Annotated in this window: 14 protein-coding genes; 1 reads left to right on the forward strand and 13 read right to left on the reverse strand. The window is 58.2% G+C overall.

The window, feature by feature from the left end; translation table 11 throughout:
- The 4 genes from gcvPB to gcvT form a co-directional block, all read right to left on the reverse strand.
- Positions 1-900, reverse strand: a 900-nt coding sequence (gene gcvPB, locus ROO76_02865) for an aminomethyl-transferring glycine dehydrogenase subunit GcvPB (GenBank protein MDT8067086.1), incomplete at its 3' end; no start/stop codon positions are given.
- Positions 900-2,222, reverse strand: coding sequence for an aminomethyl-transferring glycine dehydrogenase subunit GcvPA (gcvPA, locus tag ROO76_02870; GenBank protein ID MDT8067087.1), 1,323 nt, complete (start codon positions 2,220-2,222; stop codon positions 900-902). The genes gcvPB and gcvPA, both read right to left, overlap by 1 nt.
- Before the next feature lie 77 nt (positions 2,223-2,299).
- On the reverse strand, positions 2,300-2,683 hold the full coding sequence (gcvH, locus tag ROO76_02875; GenBank protein MDT8067088.1) for a glycine cleavage system protein GcvH: 384 nt from the start codon (positions 2,681-2,683) through the stop codon (positions 2,300-2,302).
- 37 nt (positions 2,684-2,720) lie between these two features.
- A complete protein-coding gene (gene gcvT, locus ROO76_02880) occupies positions 2,721-3,896 on the reverse strand; it encodes a glycine cleavage system aminomethyltransferase GcvT (protein ID MDT8067089.1) in 1,176 nt (391 codons plus the stop codon).
- A gap of 470 nt (positions 3,897-4,366) precedes the next feature.
- Between gcvT and ROO76_02885 the strand changes: the two genes are divergently transcribed.
- Positions 4,367-6,250 carry a CocE/NonD family hydrolase gene (locus tag ROO76_02885; protein ID MDT8067090.1) on the forward strand — a complete coding sequence of 628 codons (1,884 nt, stop codon included), beginning with the start codon at positions 4,367-4,369 and terminating at the stop codon, positions 6,248-6,250.
- Here ROO76_02885 and ROO76_02890 read toward each other — a convergent pair.
- The 9 genes from ROO76_02890 to ROO76_02930 all read right to left on the reverse strand — a co-directional run bounded on the left by ROO76_02890 (position 6,213) and on the right by ROO76_02930 (position 18,574).
- On the reverse strand, positions 6,213-6,683 hold the full coding sequence (locus ROO76_02890; GenBank protein ID MDT8067091.1) for a DinB family protein: 471 nt from the start codon (positions 6,681-6,683) through the stop codon (positions 6,213-6,215). The two genes, ROO76_02885 and ROO76_02890, sit on opposite strands and share 38 nt — an antisense overlap.
- Positions 6,684-6,769: 86 nt before the next feature.
- Entirely contained in the window at positions 6,770-7,408 is a 639-nt protein-coding gene (locus ROO76_02895; protein MDT8067092.1) for a BON domain-containing protein, read from the reverse strand.
- A gap of 209 nt (positions 7,409-7,617) precedes the next feature.
- Complete coding sequence (locus ROO76_02900; protein MDT8067093.1) at positions 7,618-9,039, reverse strand: Ni/Fe hydrogenase subunit alpha; 1,422 nt, start codon at positions 9,037-9,039, stop codon at positions 7,618-7,620.
- 9 nt (positions 9,040-9,048) lie between these two features.
- Positions 9,049-9,582 carry an NADP oxidoreductase gene (locus ROO76_02905; GenBank protein MDT8067094.1) on the reverse strand — a complete coding sequence of 178 codons (534 nt, stop codon included), beginning with the start codon at positions 9,580-9,582 and terminating at the stop codon, positions 9,049-9,051.
- Positions 9,579-10,298, reverse strand: a complete 720-nt coding sequence (gene hoxU, locus ROO76_02910) for a bidirectional hydrogenase complex protein HoxU (GenBank protein MDT8067095.1) — start codon at positions 10,296-10,298, stop codon at positions 9,579-9,581. Before hoxU ends, ROO76_02905 begins: the two co-directional genes overlap by 4 nt.
- Positions 10,299-10,306: 8 nt before the next feature.
- Positions 10,307-13,468, reverse strand: coding sequence for an NADH-ubiquinone oxidoreductase-F iron-sulfur binding region domain-containing protein (locus ROO76_02915; GenBank protein ID MDT8067096.1), 3,162 nt, complete (start codon positions 13,466-13,468; stop codon positions 10,307-10,309).
- Positions 13,468-14,004 (reverse strand): NAD(P)H-dependent oxidoreductase subunit E, encoded by a 537-nt coding sequence (locus tag ROO76_02920; protein MDT8067097.1) that lies wholly within the window; start codon positions 14,002-14,004, stop codon positions 13,468-13,470. The genes ROO76_02915 and ROO76_02920 overlap by 1 nt, the downstream gene beginning before the upstream one ends.
- A gap of 519 nt (positions 14,005-14,523) precedes the next feature.
- Entirely contained in the window at positions 14,524-16,341 is a 1,818-nt protein-coding gene (locus ROO76_02925) for a mechanosensitive ion channel (GenBank protein MDT8067098.1), read from the reverse strand.
- Between the two features lie 127 nt (positions 16,342-16,468).
- Positions 16,469-18,574, reverse strand: coding sequence for a response regulator (locus ROO76_02930; protein MDT8067099.1), 2,106 nt, complete (start codon positions 18,572-18,574; stop codon positions 16,469-16,471).
- Between the last annotated feature and the right edge of the window lie 11 nt (positions 18,575-18,585).

Genomic DNA, 18,585 nt, shown 5'->3' on the forward strand with positions numbered 1-18,585 from the left:
TTTGACCGCGACAGGACCGGACCCCGGACCACCGCCGCCATGAGGCGTCGAGAACGTCTTGTGCAGGTTCAGATGCATCACGTCGACACCGAAGTCGCCGGGGCGCGTCTTGCCGACCAGCGCGTTCATGTTGGCGCCGTCCATGTAGAGCAGGCCGCCCTTGGCGTGCAGGATCTCGGCAATCTTCCCGATCTGCGTTTCAAAGCCGCCGAGTGTGCTCGGGTTGGTGATCATCAAACCGGCGATCTCGTCGTTCATCTGTGATTCAAGCGCCGCCAGATCGACCATGCCCTGCTCGTTCGATTTGAGGTTCTCGACCGCATAGCCGGACATCGCCGCCGTCGCAGGGTTCGTTCCGTGCGCAGAATCCGGAATAAGCATGCGCTTGCGCGGATTGCCCTGTGACTCCAGGTACGCGCGAATCAGCAGCACGCCCGTGAGTTCTCCGTGCGCGCCCGCCGCCGGTTGCAGCGTGATCGCATCCATGCCGCAGATTTCGATCAAGGCATCTGCAAGCGTCTTCATTACGCGCAGGCATCCCTGCGACACACGCTCCGGCTGATACGGATGCGCGTTCGCGAGTCCTTCAAATCGCGCTACTGCCTCGTTCACGCGCGCATTGTATTTCATCGTGCACGAGCCGAGGGGATACATCCCGTGATCGACCGCGTAGTTCCAGGTCGACATACGCGTGAAGTGCCGGATGATCTCGATTTCGCTGACCTCGGGCATATTGCCAAGGTCCTCGCGGGCCACGTTGCCGAGTTCCTTTGCCGGATCGACTTCTGGAACGTCGAGCGGCGCGAGTCGGTACCCCTTCTTGCCCGGAGAGGATTTCTCGAAGATCAGACCTTCGTTCTGGCTGATGTGCGTTGTCGCTTTGAGGATTTTGTCTTCCATCACTTCACCTCCGCGACAGCCGCGTCGATTGCTTCGCGCGTATTCATTTCGGTGCAGCACCATACGGCGGCATTGCCGAGTTCGGGATAGAACTTCCTCAGAGGGAAGCCGCCGACGATGTGCTTGTCCGTCAGCCGCTGCCCTATGACATAGGAATCGTCCGCCGTTTGCACGACGAATTCATTGAAACGTGGCGCCGAATCGAACAGCACCTTCGCCTTCTTGGCCATCTGCTGCCGTGCGTAAGCGGCCTTTGCAAGGTTCTGCTTCGCTAATTCCTTCAGCCCCTCGCGCCCGTAAATCGTCATGTAAATATTCGCCATCAGCGCGATCAGCGCCTGGTTGGTGCAGATGTTCGACGTCGCCTTCTCGCGCCGTATGTGTTGCTCGCGCGTCGACAGCGTCAACACGAACCCTCGCTTGCCATTACGGTCGCGTGTTTCGCCCACAAGGCGTCCGGGAATCTGCCGTACGAATTTCTCCTTCGTCGCGATGACACCGGCGTACGGCCCGCCGTAACCGAGCGGGATTCCGAACGACTGCGTCTCCATGGAGATGATATCGGCATCCGCCGGCGGCTTCACGATCCCTAGCGATAGTGCCTCGGAGATCGAGACCACGAGCAACGCGCCTTTCTTGTGCGCGAGATCCGCAATAGCCGCAACGTCCTCGATGGTGCCGAAGAAATTTGGCGACTGAATCAGCACGCACGCAGTCTGATCGTCAATTGAAGCGTCGAGCGCCTTCAGATCTACTCGCCCGTTGTCGCCGAAACCGATCTCCCCGAGAGGCATCCCCTGGTGCTTGACGTAGGTGCGAATCACCTCGCGATACTCCGGGTGCACGCTCCGTGCTACCAAAGCCTTGCTGCGGCCAGTCAGGCGCACAGCCATCATCAGAGCTTCGGCCGCGCCTGTTGAACCGTCGTACATGGAGGCGTTCGCGACATCCATCCCCGTGAGTTCACAGATCATCGACTGGAACTCGAATATCGACTGAAGTGTTCCCTGCGCGATTTCCGGCTGGTAGGGCGTGTAGGCGGTGAAGAATTCGCCGCGCGAGATGAGCGAGTCAATTACGACCGGCCGGTAATGGTTGTAGGCACCGGCCCCAAGAAAGATGTGAAAGCCGGTTGTGTTCTCGGCGGCACGTGCCTTGAACCACTCCATGATCTCCTGCTCTGACATCTGTCGTGGCACCTTGAGATCGCGGTTCAGCCGGTATTCCGCCGGGATCGGCGCAAAGAAATCGTCAATAGAATTAACGCCGATCTCGCGCAACATGTGTTCGCGGTCGGTGGGAGACTTCGGAAGATAGCGCATATTAATAGGGTAATCGGGTGATCCGGAAATCGGGTAATCGGCAAATGCAGCTTACCCGCATAACGATCGAAGCTCTGCTACTTCTCTTCTGCTGCAAACTTTTCGTAATCGGCGGCGGAGAGCAGTCTATTCAACTCGGACGGGTCCTTCAACGTCACCTTCACCATCCATGCCGCATGAGCGTCGCTGTTTACTTTCTCGGGGGCAGTCGCCAGCGCTTCGTTAATTTCGGTCACCGTCCCCGAAACCGGCGCAAACAGGTCGCTGACCGCTTTTACCGATTCGACGGTGCCGAAGCTTTCGCCCGCCTTCAACTCGGCACCAACCTTCGGCAGTTCGACAAACACGATGTCACCAAGCGAGTTCTGAGCATGATCGGTAATCCCAATCGTTCCGGTCGTACCGTCAACCTTGATCCACTCGTGCTCTTTGGTGTACTTGAAATCTGCGGGATAAGCCATCGAACGCTCCCTTGGCAATGAATGCCACTGAATTTCGTCACACGCCGGGCTTCGGCGCTGTACTCAACTTCGGTCTCTTGTAGAACGGTGTCGGAATCACCTTGCACTTCACCATCTGCCCGCGAATCTCGACGTTAACCTCGGTATCGATGCCAGACAATTCGAGGGGGACATACGCGAGCGCGATGTTCTTCTTCAGGAACGGCCCGGGCGATCCGCTCGTTACGTAGCCAATTTCTTTCCCGGCGAGATCGAATACCTTGTAGCCGTCGCGCGGAATTCCTCGGTCGACGTTCTCAAGGCCGACCAATTTGCGGGTGATCCCCTCTTCCTTTTGCTCAGCCAGCGCGGCTCGGCCGACAAAGTTGCCCTTGTCCATCTTGAGGAACCGATCGAGTCCCGCCTCCCAAACCGTAATCGACTCCGAAATTTCGTGCCCATATAAAGGAAGGCAACCCTCGAGCCGCAAGGTGTTGCGCGCGCCGAGCCCGCACGGAAGCACGCCAAACTCTTTCCCGGCGTCCATCACGGCGTTCCACACACGCGCGCTGGTCGCCTCGTCCGACGGGATATAGATCTCAAAGCCGTCCTCGGCCGTATATCCGGTCCTCGCGATTAGCGTGTTCGGCAAATCGCAAACTGCACCGTGCGTGAACCAGTAGAACTTCACCCTCGAGAGATCCGCGTCTGTCAGCTTCTGCAACAGCTTTACGCCGTTGGGACCCTGGATCGCGATCTGCGTGAAGTTGTCGCTGAGGTTTTCGACCCTGCAGTCGAATCCTTCCCCCTGACCCACGACCCAGTTGACGTCCTTCTCTCGAGTTCCGGCGTTGATCACCAGCAGGTAATCGCTCTCGCCCAGCCGATGCACGATGACATCGTCTACGAAGGTTCCCTCGGGATAGAGCAGAGCCGAATACTGGCACTGGCCGATCGCGAGTTTCGTCGCGTCGTTCATGGTCATACGCTGGATGGCGGCAAGCGCCTCACGCCCATGAACGCGAATATCGCCCATGTGGCTGACGTCGAAAATGCCGACGCTCGTGCGCACTGCCATGTGCTCGGCGATGAGTCCGCCGGCCTTGCGATCACCGTGAGGCGGGTACTCGACCGGCATATCCCAGCCCGCGAAGTCGACCATGCGGGCGCCCATCTGTCGATGAACAGCATTCAATGCGGTCTTGCGGGGTGTGCCAACAACCGTGGGAGCCAAGGAGAGTTTCCTTCGGGCAGACAACCTGTCTGCGCTCAGCAAGATAAAGCAACCTTGTACGTTAACACGCGCATTTTCCACGGGTCAATGAGTCGCAACCGCTCGAAAGAGGCAACCCCAAGGATACGAACGGACACTCTGGATTTCATGTTCCTTAGTGCCCTTCATGGTTAGCAAGCTCTTTCTTCTATTCTCATTTCGCGCTACTCTTCGCCCATGACCGAACGATTCCGCTGCGTGGTTTGCGAGCAGGTAGAAGACAGGTGCGAGTGCACCAAGTACTGTGCCCTGTGCCAGGGTTCCAACCAGGTACGCCTGTGTGAGGACGGTCAGTACTACTGCCTGGAGTGCCGCGAAGCCTGCGATTACCTGCCCGAAGGTAAATAAGCGAGTCCGCGCCTCGCGCGGTCGACACACTCGTTTATAATTGCCCACCAATTTCCGACGAAAGCTGCTGCGAGGCCTTTATTATGCGCATCCGTGTCACGATAGCCCTCGTCCTCTTCTGCTGCACTCTCATCTCCATCGCGCAAACCACGCCCGCGGAAAACGAATTCAAGCGCGTCGAAGTCATGGTCCTCATGCGCGACGGGGTTCATTTGCAGACCGTCTATTTTGTCCCGCTGAACCAGAAGGAGCCTCTGCCCATTCTGATGGTGCGCACTCCCTATGGCGTCCCGGAGACCGAAGCCTTTCTGCACGCGCCCTCCATGAAGCAACTCATCGCCGACGGATACATCTTCGTCTACCAGAACCTGCGCGGACGCTTTAAGTCCGAGGGCACCTTTAACATGTCGATGGCCTTCGATCCGAAAGGGCCAAACGAATCCACCGATGCCTACGACACCATCGACTGGCTCTTGAAGAACGTTCCCAACAACAACGGGAAGGTCGGTATTTTCGGCGTCTCCTACCCGGGACTCACTGCCGCGTTGAGCACCCTCGATCCGCATCCAGCGCTGAAGGCCATTTCCGAGCAGGCGTCTCCCGCCGACCAGTGGATGAATGACGATTTCCATCGCTACGGCGCACTGCGCCTGAGTTACGCCTTCGAATATTCCGTCCTCGAAGAAGCTGATAAAAACGCCAACACGCATTTCAACTTCGACAAGTTCGATACTTATCAGTGGTATCTGGATCTCGGCCCGCTCTCCAACATCAACGCCAAGTACCTTCACGGAAAGCTGCCGGCGTGGAACAACATGGCCGACCATCCGAATTACGACTCCTTCTGGCAAAAAGAATCGTTTACGAACCAGATCCACGGTGCAACCGTGCCGATCCTCAACGTCGCCGGATTTTGGGATCAGGAAGACCCGTGGGGTCCGTGGAAGATCTATTACAGCGACGAAAAGAACGATCCGAAGCACTACAACTTCATGGTCGCCGGCCCGTGGAATCACGGTGGATGGCGCGGTGCGGACGGCTCCCATCTCGGCCTGATCCCCTTCGGCGGACACAACACGTCTCTCGAGTTCCGTGAAAACATCGAGGCCCCGTGGTTCCGCTACTGGCTGCACGGAGAAGGCCAGCCGTTTACGTGGGAGGCGCAGACGTTCCAGACGGGTTCGAATACCTGGCACAAGTACAGCGCATGGCCTCCGAAGGAGGCGAAGAATACCAATCTCTATCTGCTCGCGGGCGGTGAACTCTCCTTCATTGCCCCGAAGAGCACCACCGGTTACGCGCAATACATCTCCGATCCCGCGAACCCCGTCCCATACCGCCATCGCCCAATCTCGCCGACCTATCCGGGAGGCGATTGGACCACCTGGGAGGTGCAGGATCAACGCTTCGTCGAGCATCGCCCCGATGTGCTCACGTTTGAGAGCAAGCCGCTGGATCATGACATAACGGTCACGGGGGAGTTGGCAGCAGATTTATTCGCTTCAACCACTGGCACCGATAGCGACTGGATCGTCAAACTGATCGATGTCTATCCCGAGGACGCTCAGCCGCGCAACATCGACACTGCGCCATACAAACCGGGTGAATATGCGCAGAGCTTGAACGGATACGAGTTGATCATTGCGGCAGAAGTAGCACGAGCGCGTTTCCGCAAAAGCTTCGAGAAACCTGTTCCGGTCGTTCCGAACCAAGTCACTGAGTACAAAATCCCGCTGCGCAGCCATGATCATGTATTCCTGAAGGGGCACCGCATCATGGTGCAGGTACAGAGCACATGGTTCCCCATCATCGACCGCAATCCGCAGAAGTTCGTGCCGAATATCTTTCAGGCGAAAGCGCGCGACTTCATCAAGGCTACGCAACGGGTCTACGGCACCGTGAAGGCACCATCACACATCGTGCTTCCGGTTATGCTGACATCTGCCGCGGAGCCTGGCTCTCGGTGATCTCGGTGACATGCTCTTCCATGTGGCGCAGGTAGTCCTCGATGACATATCGCAGCGTGACCGGCGGGTCGTTGCCGATGCGGCATTGGGCGGCGAGTTTGTCGTCGGCAATCTGCCTCACCACGCGAGCCAGCAGCGCGTTGTGTGCCTTCCACAATTCCAGCAGCTCGGACCACTGCATGTTCGCGTAATCGTGTATGGCCACCCAACCCTGCGCGTGATATGCAGGACCGCTATATTCGGCATCGAGCGCGGCCACAGCAAAGCGGACGTGATTATTGATTGCGGAGTCGATCAGATGACCCAGAACCTGCTTACGGGTCCATACATCAGGCTTGTAGGGTTCAGAAGCTTCAAATTCTGTGATGACTCTCAAATCAGCTTCTGCTGAGGCGAGTCGCGCGCTGAAATCATCGGCTAACTGTTCCGGCATTTTGTCCTCCCAAAAATAAATCTGTCGCGAACACGAACTATTCGATTCGCGACAGCATGAAAGGATGAAACAAAAATCTTTCGGTTCTATTTTGCTGTTGCTACCTGCAATTCATTGTTCACGGAAAAAACTCCCGGAACACCATTAGCGCGAAGCCCCGCAGCGTTCTTGTCCGCCTGTGAATCTACCACTCCCATCAGCGTCACGTGCCCGCCGTTCACGACAATGTGAATGCTGGGCGCCGCCTCCCATCCGTACCGGGAAAGGCCGTCATAACTGAAAATGGCCCTCGCGGTAGCGATACGGATACTCTGGTCCATCGGCGAAGGCGGAAGAATATTAATCTTGTTCTCAACCTTCTGAACACCCTCAATTCTCTTCACTACGTTTTCCGAATCGCTCTTCAGCGTCGGATTGATCACGTTGCCCAGCAGAGTTACCGTGCCGTTGTCCACCTTGTAACGAAGATCGTCGAATAGGCTGTAATACGGCAGCATCAGCAGTTCATGCCGGACTTCGCGTGCAATGCGCACGTCTCCGCGATTTGGTCCCTGTATGATCTGTACTCCCGGGATTACCGGAACCGAGCCGGTCATCTCATTCAGGTTGCCTGTTTGCGCCACAGGTTGCGACTGATTCTTTTGTTGGCCTTTCTGGTTTTGCGCAAAAACCCCAATCGTCAAGCCTAGGACGGCAGTTGCAACTGCCAGCACTGCTCTTCTCATATTCCTCAACCTCTCTTTCTGGATCAGGAACCCGGGCCGAAAAGTGTGCGCAGTGTCGTCGCACACCCTCCACATCGGTTCGAGAAACCCTCGTTCGGCAAAAGGCCCCTAATGAGTTGAAACCGGAAACCGCTCTGCAGTTGCACCGAAAACATCGGACATCAAAACGGTGGCTGATCGCCAGCGCCCTGAAAGTCACGATAAGCCGCTCAATCTGAGGCAACTTCGTCGAGCAGGTCTCCTTTCGCTCCCACCAGCTGGACCTTCATCGCAAGCACCCCAGCGGCGTGGGTCGAGCAACTGAGACAGGGGTCATAGGCCCGTACCACCGCCGAAACGCGGTTCAGCATGCCTTCATGCAGTTTGTCGCCGTGCACGTAGTGTTCTGCAACCTGCTGCACGCTCTTGCCGATCGCAAGGTTGTTATGCCCGGTCGCAACGATCAGGTTCGCCCATGTAATCGCACCATCCGGATTGACCTTGTAGTGGTGAATCAAGGTACCGCGTGGCGCCTCGATCATCCCGATACCTTCCATCGCGTTAACGCCCGCCATGGCACGTACGTGTGTATCGAGGATTGCCGGTTCGGACAGCAACTCTTCCATACGCTCAAGCGCGTAGACGATTTCAACGAGCCTCGCGTAATGGAATAGGAATGCGCTGTGCGCCGGATGTCCAAAGCGCTGGCGGAATTCCTTGAGTTCGGCGTCTGCCTTCGGAGTACCGCACCGGTCTGCGACATTGAGTCGTGCCAGGGGACCGACCCGGTACACACCATCGGAGATTCCCTTCGGAGTGAAATACGGTGCCTTAAGATACGACTCCCGCAGGCTCGTCTCGCCGATGAAAGTTGCATAATCGTCGGCCGCGATCTGGTCTTCGACGATTGTTCCATCGGCGGCACGGAACCGCAGCGCACCTTCGTAGAGTTGCAGGTTGCCCTTGGCGTCGACCAGGCCGGCATACATGGTCGGAGTCGAGCCAAAGCATTCGATTTCCTCCTTGTAATCGTCCAGCACACTCTTGAAGAACTGTAGCGTGCGGTCCGTGACCGCCATAGCCTGTGGAATCTCCGCCAGCAGCTTATCCCGGGTCTGTGCCGTTATCGGCGATGCCACTCCGCCTGGCACTACCCACGACGGGTGTACGCGCTCCTGGGCAAGAGCCTCTATGACCATCAACCCGAACTTGCGCAGGTCGATGCCGTCGCGAGCGAGTTCGGGATGACGCGCAATGATTCCGAGCACGTTGCGAGTTGCGGGATCGGATTCCATCCCCAGCAGGAAATCCGGCGCCGAAAGATAGAAGAAACTCAACGCGTGCGATTGCACGAACTGGCCGCAATGCAATACCTCGCGAAGCTTTCGCCCGGCCTGCGGCACCCGCACGGCGAGAATCCCGTCGCACGCCTTCGAAGATGCCAGTTGATGGCTGATCGGACAGATTCCGCATATGCGCGAGGTGATCCCCGGCATCTCGTAAAACGGGCGACCTTCCGTGAACTTCTCGAACCCGCGCACCTGCGTGACATGGAATTCCGTGCCCGCGACCTTGCCCGAGTCGTCCAGTTGAATCGTGATCTTGGCGTGGCCTTCAATGCGGCTCACGGGCTCAATGGTGATGCGCTTCATGCGCTCTCCTTATCCGAACTTTACGACCGGGGTCGTGTCGGTTTTCTTCTTGCCTTCCAGAAGACCGTTGATCAGGCCGAAGATCATCTTCGCCGGCGGCGGACAGCCCGGTACCGCAACATCTACCTTCACGAACTCCCGTAATGGACGTGCCGTCTTCAGCAGTGCTGGAACGCGGTCGGTCGGAACCACCTTGTTGCCCTGCGAGCCTTCGACGTAAACCCGCTGCAACAGTTTGCTTACCGGCACGGAATTGCGCATTGCCGGAACGTTGCCGGTAACGGCGCAATCGCCCAACGCAATCAGGAGTTGGGTGCGGGCGCGTATCTTCTGGATCTTCGCGAGGTCGTCCTGCGAACTGACCGCACCTTCAACCAGCGTGACGTCCACGTCCTCGGGAAACTCCTGCGCATCCACCAACGGCCCGTAGACGATGTCGATCTTGCGCGCCAGTTGGATGATGGCGGCATCCATATCGAGTAGCGACATGTGACATCCAGAGCAGCCGTCCAGCCAGACGGTGGCGACTTTCACCTTCTTCATGAGCGAACTCCTCTGCGGTGCACCAGCGAACTGATGTTGTCGTTCCGCTTCACCATCTCCTCCACTGCCCAACCCTTCTCGGCAAGCGCGCCCGTCGGACACGCTTGCACGCACTTGCCGCAATTCGTGCAACTGCGGGCATCGCTCCACTTCTGGTTCAGGTCGCTAACGATCCGTGAATGGATGCCGCGCGACGTCACCTCCCAAACGTGCGCGCCCTCGATCTCCGCGCACACCCGCACGCAGCGCGTGCAGAGAATACAGCGGTTGTGATCGAGCACGAAGCGCGGATGGGAAGCGTCGACCGACATTTTGGGGAAGTTGTACGCAAACCGAACCGTATCGATCCCCATCGCCGTCGCCAAACTCTGCAGTTCGCAGTGTCCGTTGGAGACGCACACCGCGCAGGTGTGATTCCTTTCGACAAAGAGGAGTTCCAGGGCCATCCGCCGATAGGCCGCCAGTTTCGGGGACTTCGTCGTTACCGACATACCGTCCTGGATTGGCGTGGTGCATGCGGGCAGCAATCGATTTACTCCCGCCACTTCGACAATACAGAGCCGGCACGCGCCTACGGGCGTCAAGCCCTCGAGATCGCAAAGGGTCGGGATGTATTTCCCGCTCGCCTTTGCAGCCTGGAGAATGGTCTGCCCTTCCAGCGCGGTAACCAGCTCGCCGTCAATTCGTATTGATAGTTTCTTTTGCGCCAAGGACATGCTCCTCTCTAGCTGATGTTGCTTTCCAACTCGATGTCACAACGGAGGCAGCGGCACGCCTCATCCAGAGCCTCCTCATGCGTCAGGCCCAGCACGACTTCGTCCGCGGAGCGTTGTCGCTTCGCAACCGCGAGCGTATGGCCGTGGTGGCGATGGTTGGGACTCGGTTCCTCCGGCAGCTCCTGCGAATAGGCAATGGCCGGAAACAGCCGGCTCCAGCGATTCGTTTCCATCAGTTGGAAATCGATGTTGCGTGCCACCTGCTTGCCATAAGCCATTGCATTCGAAACGTTGGAGGCGCCGGTTACGACATCGCCGCCGGCGTAGAACCTCGGCCGGCTCGTCGCCAGCGTGTACCGGTCGACCTCGATAGTGCCGCTCTGCTTCAGGCTCAGACCCGAAGCACGTGCGAAATCCAGGTCCACGCTTTCTCCGATTGCGAAGATCACCGAATCGCACTCGTAGCGCGAGATCTCGTCCGTCAGCACCGGCTTGCGACGACCTGAGGTGTCGTACCCGCCCAGCCGCGTCTTGACGAACTCAATCGCCTTTACTCGGCCCTTTGGATCGCCGAGCACGCGGTGCGGCGCGGCCAGGAAGACAAACCTTGCACCTTCTTCCTTCGCCGCCCGTGTCTCTTCTTCGATAGCGGGCATGTCTTTTTGTGTGCGGCGGTAGAACACAGTGACTTCAGCTCCAGAACGCAACGCGGTTCGTGCCGAATCAATGGCCGCATTACCCCCGCCGATAATTGCGACCTTCTTTCCAAGTGAAATCGGCTCGCCCCGTGCGACCGTTTCGAGGTACAGCAGCGCCGGGTGAACTCCTTGCAGCTCCGTTCCGGCCTGGTACACCGACGATTCTTTCCACGTACCGATGGAGATGAACACGGAGTCGAATCGGTCATCCAGTTCGTTGAGGGAAAGGTCGGTGCCAATCCGCGTGTTGAACACGAACTTGACGCCGAGCCGCTCGATCAATTCGATCTCGCGATGCAGCACCGACTTCGGCAAACGGTATTCCGGCAATGCGAAACGCAACATACCGCCGGCCTCCGCCTTCCCTTCAAACACGGTCACCTCGTGTCCCAGCAGCGCAAGATAGAACGCGGCGGTCAGACCAGCCGGGCCTGCACCGACCACTGCGATCTTCCTGCCGGTCGGCTCCAGTTTGCGCGCAACGACCTTCCCTGCCATTTCTTCGAAACGATCCGAAAGGAAGATTGAATCGGCAATGAAGCGGTGTACTTCCCGCATGTTCACCGATTCATCGATGGTCTGGCGCCGGCAACGTTCGTCGCACGGGTGCTGGCACACTCGTCCCGTGGACGCCGGCAGCGGATTCTCCAGAATCACCGCCTCAAACGCTTCGTCCAGCCGCCCTTCCTTGTAAAGCTGCAGGAACCGGGGGATGTTCATGTGCAGCGGGCAACTGTTCTCACACGGCGAGACTGCCAGTTCCGTGCAAACTCCTGCCTGGCAGCGGCGCGCCACAATGTGGTCCTCGAATTCGTCGTGGAAGTGCCGCAGCGTCGTCAGTACCGGATTCGGCGCCGTCTGGCCTAGTCCGCACAACGAACAATCACGAATGAAGCGACTCAGCTCGTCCAGCAGTTCAAGGTGGTGCATGGTTCCCGCGCCCTGCGTGATTCGGTTCAAGATGCGCAGGCACTTGTCGAGTCCCACGCGGCACGGAATGCACTTACCGCACGACTCCGAGTGGGTGAATTCGATGAAGTACCGCGCCACGTCCACCATGCAGTTGTCTTCATCCATCACCACCATGCCGCCCGACCCCATGATCGACCCAAGGTGCGCGAGGCTTTCGTAATCCACCGGCGTATCGAACATTTCCACCGGAATCGTTCCGCCAGACGGACCGCCCGTCTGGATCGCCCTGACCTCACGTCCGCCAGCACCGCCCTCACCAATGTCGTAGACAAATGTTTTCAGCGGCGTCCCGAGCGGCATCTCGACCAGGCCGGTATTGTTGACCTTTCCAACGAGCGAGAATACTTTCGTCCCCGAACTTTTCGGGCTGCCCGTCTCCGTGAACCACGCCGGGCCCTTCATGATGATCGGCGACACGTTGTACCAGGTCTCGACGTTGTTGATGTTGGTCGGATATCCCCATAAACCGTGCTGCGCAGGATACGGTGGACGTGGTCGCGGCCGCCCCGCCTGGCTCTCGAGAGAGGCGATCAGGGCCGTCTCTTCGCCGCAGACAAACGCTCCCGCACCCTCGACCACCTCGATATCAAAATTAAATCCGCGCCCCAGGATGTTCTCGCCCAACATGCCGTACTCGCGTGCCTGCTCGATCGCGCGGTTCAGACGGTGAACCGCCAGCGGATACTCGGCGCGGACATAAACGATTCCTTGCGTCGCACCCATCACGTATCCACCGATGATCATGCCTTCGAGCATCGAATGCGGATCGCTCTCGATCTCGTTGCGATTCATGTACGCGCCCGGATCGCCCTCGTCGGCGTTGCAGATGATGTACTTGCGATCCGCCTTCGCCTTCGCCAGGTACTCCCACTTGTTACCGGTCAGGAACCCCGCGCCACCACGTCCTCGCAGCTTCGCCGCCTTAATCTGCTCAATCACCATCTCCGGACGGCCTTCGATCAGAACTTTGTAGAGTGCCTGGTATCCACCGACTGCGATGTACTCCTCAATGTCATCGGGATTGATGAGTCCGGAGTTGCGCAGCACGATCTTCTTCTGGCCCTTGAAGAACGCGACATCGTTCCACGACGGCACTTCCGGATATCCGCGCCCGTATTTGACGTGCGCGCTGATGTGGTCCCACTCCTCGATCTTGCAGTAAACAAGGTCGGGCGTGATCTTACCCGTCATCAGATCGTGCAGAATACGGCCCGCATCGTTGGCCTGAACCTTGCGCAGCATCACCAGCGGATTTCCGGGCAGCCATACGTTTACCAGGGGCTCCTGGCAACACGCCCCAAAACATCCCACGCCGGCCAGAACGATGTTCGCTCCGCTGCGATCGATGGCTTCGGCGAAAGCGTGGTATACGCCTTCGGCGCCGTTGCCGCGCCCGCACGTCCCCATGCTGACCGCGATGCGCGGTGTCGAGGGGACGAGTTTAGCCAGCCCCCCTTCGCGCACGCTGCTGAATGCGCCTATATCTTGTATGCGCGGCATCAGTCGTTCTCCCGCTCGACGTTTCGGATCTCGCGTTGCAAGGTCCGTTCATTGACGTGGCTGCAGATGCGATGGTTGACCTCGACTACCGGTGCCAGTGCGCATTGCCCGAAGCACGCTACCGTCCGCACCGTAAACTTTCCATCCGCCGTCGTCAGTTGGATCTTGTCCCCTTCCATCTCCGTCGAGTCTTCCATCGGAAGACCGAGTTCCAGCCGAACACTCTGCAGCAGGTTCCGAGAGCCGCGCGTATGACAAGCCGTCCCGCGGCAGATGCAGATCGTGTTGTCGCCCTGCGGGTCCAGGTTGAATAAGGAATAGAACGTGCCAACGCTGAAAATTTGCGAAAGCGGAATCTCCATCTTCGTCGCGATGTACTTCAGCGTATCGAGAGGAAGGTACTTATGAGGATTGTGGTCCTGCGCCGCCTGGAGAATCGCCAGCAGGGCTCCCGGCCGTTCGCTATTTTTCGCGATCACCTGGTCTAGAAAAGCCTGCTCGGCAGTATCCAAACGGTCTTCTACGAGTGCGGGCATGGCACTCCTTTCGAGAGACCAGCACGACATTGTGCGTGCCTTGAAATGCTGTTATCGGCGGATGAGTCGGCCAGATTTAGCCTGCTAGAAGCCTCGATCCGTAGTTACGCGTTCCCACTGGGGAACCAAACCGCGCATCAGCACACGCGGGCACAAACGCGAACCCGTCTTTCGCCTGAACTGTTATTCGGGCCGCGGTCGGGACGATTCTGCGAATCGTCGTTGGCATTGGACTGTCTCGAATTGCGCCCCGGAGCGATGCTTCCACCCGAGGGGTAAACCGTTATGAGCCAACTAAAAGGATGGCGAATAAAAAACAGCTACTTAAATCCATGAATGCAACACTAATTATGAATGCACTACTAGGTTGGCGATATGCCGAGTACATGGCAGTGATACCCGTCACATCGAGGGGTGCTTCGTTCCCATCTTTGCAGGGGGATCCCATATTCGCGCGCCTTGGCAGTTCCAGCAGCCCTGTTAACTCATTCCGCCGAAGAAGTTGCGTCTACCACGTTCTTACCTGGCCGCCGCTCTCTCTCCGTGCAACAAGTCCGCGATTTCCCGGTACAGCTTCGTCTTCATTTCGTACCGTTCCTGCGCCCGCGTGATGTACCGCACTGTAACCGTGATCCCGGCGCCCGCGGGCCGCACGTTAATGGCTGGCGAAAGACTGAACGATTGTGATTGTGCCGGATAACCGCTCGTTGCCCGACGCCACTCCTGCTCAGCCTGACGTGTGTTCTCTGCCAACTGACCGGTGACCAGATCCGTAATCGCGTCGCGGATCTGGTGCGGGTTCTTTCCCGTCGGCACGTCAACTTCAAGCGAATCCCATGTCCACTGTCCGGCGGTCGAAAAATTGAAGTAGTGACCCTCGATCGCGAAACTGTTGACGAAGGTCACGCGGCGTCCGGTGGGATGCCCAACATCGGCGGACTCACCGGTCTCCAGCAACACAGTACGCATCAATCCGATCTCGACGACTTCTCCGCCGATTCCATTGATCTCCACCCAGTCGCCGACCCGAATGCCATTCTTTCCCATCAGGATGAACCAGCCGAAGAACGCGACAATGAAGTCCTTCAGTGCGACCGTCAGCCCGGCGCCCGCAAACGCCAATATCGTCGAAAGCTGTCCCGGCGAACCCAGGATCACCAGCAGCACCAGCAGCAACCCGATGGCCTGCACGACAAAGTGTCCGAGCAGCCTCATCGTCGCCATCCGACGCCGCTCTGACGCCAACTTCGTCGAGGCTCGATCCACCGCCACGTTTCCAGCAACGGTTCCCATGACGATTAGTACGATCCACAGCAGCGACTGCAGCATGCCGTGCTGCATCGTGCGATCGCGCGATGAGAGCAGTGCCAACCAGTCGCTATAGGACTGCGCCATCTGCTGCGCGTCCTGAATGCGCGCGTCGTATTCGGACAGCGTCTTGCGATCTTCGGACTCGTGCTGCAATAGGGCGAGTTTCGCCTTGTTCTGTTCTCTTGACCCCTGCTTGCCTGGAGTCGCCGCCTGCTCAGGTGGTTGCGCCTGTTTCTGTTGCGCCAGTTGACTTACGTGCTCTTCCAGGGCGTCATGCTTTTTGTCGAGATCTGCCGCGAGATCGCTTGCCTGCTGCCGTGCAGCCTCGACTTGCGCGCACTTGTCGCGAAGGTGCCGCCAGCCACGAATCTGCCCGACTAGCGTCCCCGCGACTTGGTAACTCTCGGCTTTCGACAGCCATACCTGAGCGGGGTTTGTGTTCGTATCCGTGTGTTGCGTCGCTTCGTGGTTCGCGAAGGCTCGCTGGATACGGCTCTGCTGGTCGCCGCCAGAGCGCATCAGGTCCAGTTTAGAGTCCTCCAACTCTCCCTGGTGAAGCGCCAGTTCCGCCTGCAGCAATTGCACTTCGTCCTGCAGTTCGTCGGCGCGATCGCCCTTCGCAGCGGCAGCAGCCGCCGTCAACTGCTTGATCTTGTCCTGATCATCCTTGACCTGGTCTTCCAGCGAGCGAATCTGTTGCCGCAGTTGCTTCACCGCCGGGGTCTCAGCCGGTGGGTGTACCTTCGCGTCCCGCAGGGCTGAGGCAAACGCCAGGTCCACCTCGTTGTCCGCAAGTCGCTGCGCACTGCGCACCAGACGCAATTCGTCTCGGGTCTCGGTAATTTTTTCCAGTTGCTGTGCCGTCTGCAGCGGCCGCTGGTTCACGATTCTCGAAATCGGAACGATCGCCGAGTTCCGTCGCGGCTGCGGTGACTGCTCCGCCCCGGTGTACCAAAGCCCCGCGCAAATCGCGATTACCAGCAGGAACAGGAAGATGAATGCAAGTTTCTCGCGCCCTTTTTCCATGCTCTGAGTAGAAGTGCTTCGTTTCAGGATAGAGTGAGTTTAACCCGGAACAGGAACTGCAATTTGGGGGCCGATTGCGCAGAGGGTTACGAAAGACGGAGCACAGCGGAGAATGGGTGAGCGGCTCTCAACCGGTGGTGCCGTCCCGCGCCTCGGCAGCATCTGCCGCGGCAACTATCGGCGCTTCTACTGCCCCGCGCGTCACCGCTTGCGTCTTCTGCATTACCTCAATGGGCATCACGGACGGCACGAACACAGAAAACAGCGTTCCCGATCGGCCCGGTTCGACCGTGCTGCGGGCCCGTATCAGTCCGCCTTGCTTCTGCACGATACCTTGAGATACCCACAAGCCCAGTCCGGTGCCCTTCTCACCCTTGGTCGTAAAGAACGGTTCGAAAAGCTTTTCGCGATCCTGCGGGGCAATGCCGGGGCCCCGGTCCGCCACGACCACGCGAACTCCGCGTTTACCCGTACGCGGATGCCTGCATGACCGCACCGACAGCATCAGTTCGCCTTCAATGGGCAACGCATCAATAGCGTTGAGAACCAGGTTGCTGAACACCTGTCTCAGCTCTCCGGGGAAGTTCAGAATTTCACCGTCGCTCCGGTATCGTCTTGTTACCCGCAGAGACTTGTCCAATACCTGTCGCGCGTAGAGTTCGAGTACGCTGTCCAGCACTTCCTCGAGCCGCACCGGGATCGGGTTGGCAGCCTCGCGGTAGAACGAGAGCGTATTCCTCGCAATCTGCGAGACGCGTCCCAACTCTGCCGCTGCAAGGTCAACGTATCGTTGATGAATCTCGTCCAACCCACTCGTCTGCAAGAGGTAAAGGAGGTTCGTCACCGCAGACAGCGGGTTATTAATCTCATGCGCCAGCGTCCCTGCGATGCGCCCAGCGGCCGCCAATTTCTCCGAGCGCCGCAATGCCTCTTCGATCAGCATCCGCTCGGAAATATCGAGCAATGTGATTACACATCCAACTGCATGGCCCGAATCGGACAGAATCCGGCCGGCACCCATCAATAACCTCACACCTTCGCCACCTGGTTTGGCCAGAATGACTTCCGAACTCTGGTGAGTGGTCCCGGCCAGGACCTGTCGTGCATGGAAACGCGCCGGCCGGTCTCCCGGATTCACTAGTTCAAGTGGCAGCACATCGTCGAAATACTGGAACTGTGGATTACCCCCGCAGATTTTCTCCAACGACCGGCTTGAAAGGATGATTCGTCCCTCTTCGTCGCATACTGCGATTCCCGAGCTCGCGTGTTCCAGCATCAGCCGCGAAAGCCGGCCCTCCGCAACGATCTGCTCGTTTCGCTTGTGGTGCCGCAGGTCGGTCACAACCATGGCGATCGCCTGCAGATCCTCGCTCGAAAACGGACTCATCGCCACTTGCACGGGGATGCGTTCTCCGGCGGTCGATTGTATTTCGATTTCGGCTACAACTCGTTCGCGCAGACTCTGGCCGAACATTCCAACGAAGGCGCTCAGGTGCCCGGGCGCGATGAAGGCCTCGATGGGAGCCCCCAGCAGTTCCTTGGCCGACCCTTGAATCATCTCTGCAAAGCGGTTGTTGCAGTACAGTATGTTTCCGTCGCGGGCCAGCGTAACCGCCCCTTCTGCCATCGCCGCCACGAAATCCGGCGTCGCTCCCAAACGCCCTGCAAGCTGGTCGCGCTTCTTTTCCGCCTTCGTGCGTTGGCGGATCTCCTGCTCCAGTTTGGCATTGGCTTCCAGGGTTGCCGCGAGCGCCTCTTCCAGTTTGGCGCTATTGGCTTGCATTGCCGCACCGTACCGTCGTAGCATTTCGTTCTTCTTCGCCAGCTCAACGAAGATGCGCACCTTCGACCGAAGCACGTCGGGATCGACCGGCTTAAGAAGATAGTCCACCGCCCCAGCCTTGTAGCCCTGCAGCATTTGGCTGTTTTCGGTTCCCAATCCGGTCAGGAAGATAATTGGAGTGTGCTTGAAACGCTCGCGCGTGCGAATCGTCGCCGCCAATTCAAAGCCATCCATCTCTGGCATCATGACATCCAGAACGATGACTGCCGGATCAACCTTCAACAAATGCTTTAAAGCAGCATTGGCATTGACGGCCGTCAGAATTTCTTCATCCAGAACTTCAAGGGCAGCTGCCATCGAATTGAGGACGTCGACATTATCGTCCACCAATAAAATGGTGACTTTCGGCGTCTCCAACTCCTTCGGCTTGCGTCGAGTAACCGGGTCCATAGGCACTTAAG

The sequence above is a fragment of the Terriglobia bacterium genome (genome assembly GCA_032252755.1).
Taxonomy (GTDB): domain Bacteria; phylum Acidobacteriota; class Terriglobia; order Terriglobales; family Acidobacteriaceae; genus JAVUPY01.

What these genes read in the sequence shown, in the direction of transcription:
- ROO76_02920 (MDT8067097.1), bottom strand. Translation starts at nt 14,004, where the DNA reads ATGCCCGCACTCGTAGAAGACCGTTTGGATACTGCCGAGCAGGCTTTT.
- ROO76_02915 (MDT8067096.1), bottom strand. Translation starts at nt 13,468, where the DNA reads ATGCCGCGCATACAAGATATAGGCGCATTCAGCAGCGTGCGCGAAGGG.
- ROO76_02930 (MDT8067099.1), bottom strand. Translation starts at nt 18,574, where the DNA reads ATGGACCCGGTTACTCGACGCAAGCCGAAGGAGTTGGAGACGCCGAAA.
- ROO76_02925 (MDT8067098.1), bottom strand. Translation starts at nt 16,341, where the DNA reads ATGGAAAAAGGGCGCGAGAAACTTGCATTCATCTTCCTGTTCCTGCTG.
- gcvPA (MDT8067087.1), bottom strand. Translation starts at nt 2,222, where the DNA reads ATGCGCTATCTTCCGAAGTCTCCCACCGACCGCGAACACATGTTGCGC.
- ROO76_02890 (MDT8067091.1), bottom strand. Translation starts at nt 6,683, where the DNA reads ATGCCGGAACAGTTAGCCGATGATTTCAGCGCGCGACTCGCCTCAGCA.
- ROO76_02895 (MDT8067092.1), bottom strand. Translation starts at nt 7,408, where the DNA reads ATGAGAAGAGCAGTGCTGGCAGTTGCAACTGCCGTCCTAGGCTTGACG.
- ROO76_02885 (MDT8067090.1), top strand. Translation starts at nt 4,367, where the DNA reads ATGCGCATCCGTGTCACGATAGCCCTCGTCCTCTTCTGCTGCACTCTC.
- ROO76_02900 (MDT8067093.1), bottom strand. Translation starts at nt 9,039, where the DNA reads ATGAAGCGCATCACCATTGAGCCCGTGAGCCGCATTGAAGGCCACGCC.
- ROO76_02905 (MDT8067094.1), bottom strand. Translation starts at nt 9,582, where the DNA reads ATGAAGAAGGTGAAAGTCGCCACCGTCTGGCTGGACGGCTGCTCTGGA.
- hoxU (MDT8067095.1), bottom strand. Translation starts at nt 10,298, where the DNA reads ATGTCCTTGGCGCAAAAGAAACTATCAATACGAATTGACGGCGAGCTG.
- gcvH (MDT8067088.1), bottom strand. Translation starts at nt 2,683, where the DNA reads ATGGCTTATCCCGCAGATTTCAAGTACACCAAAGAGCACGAGTGGATC.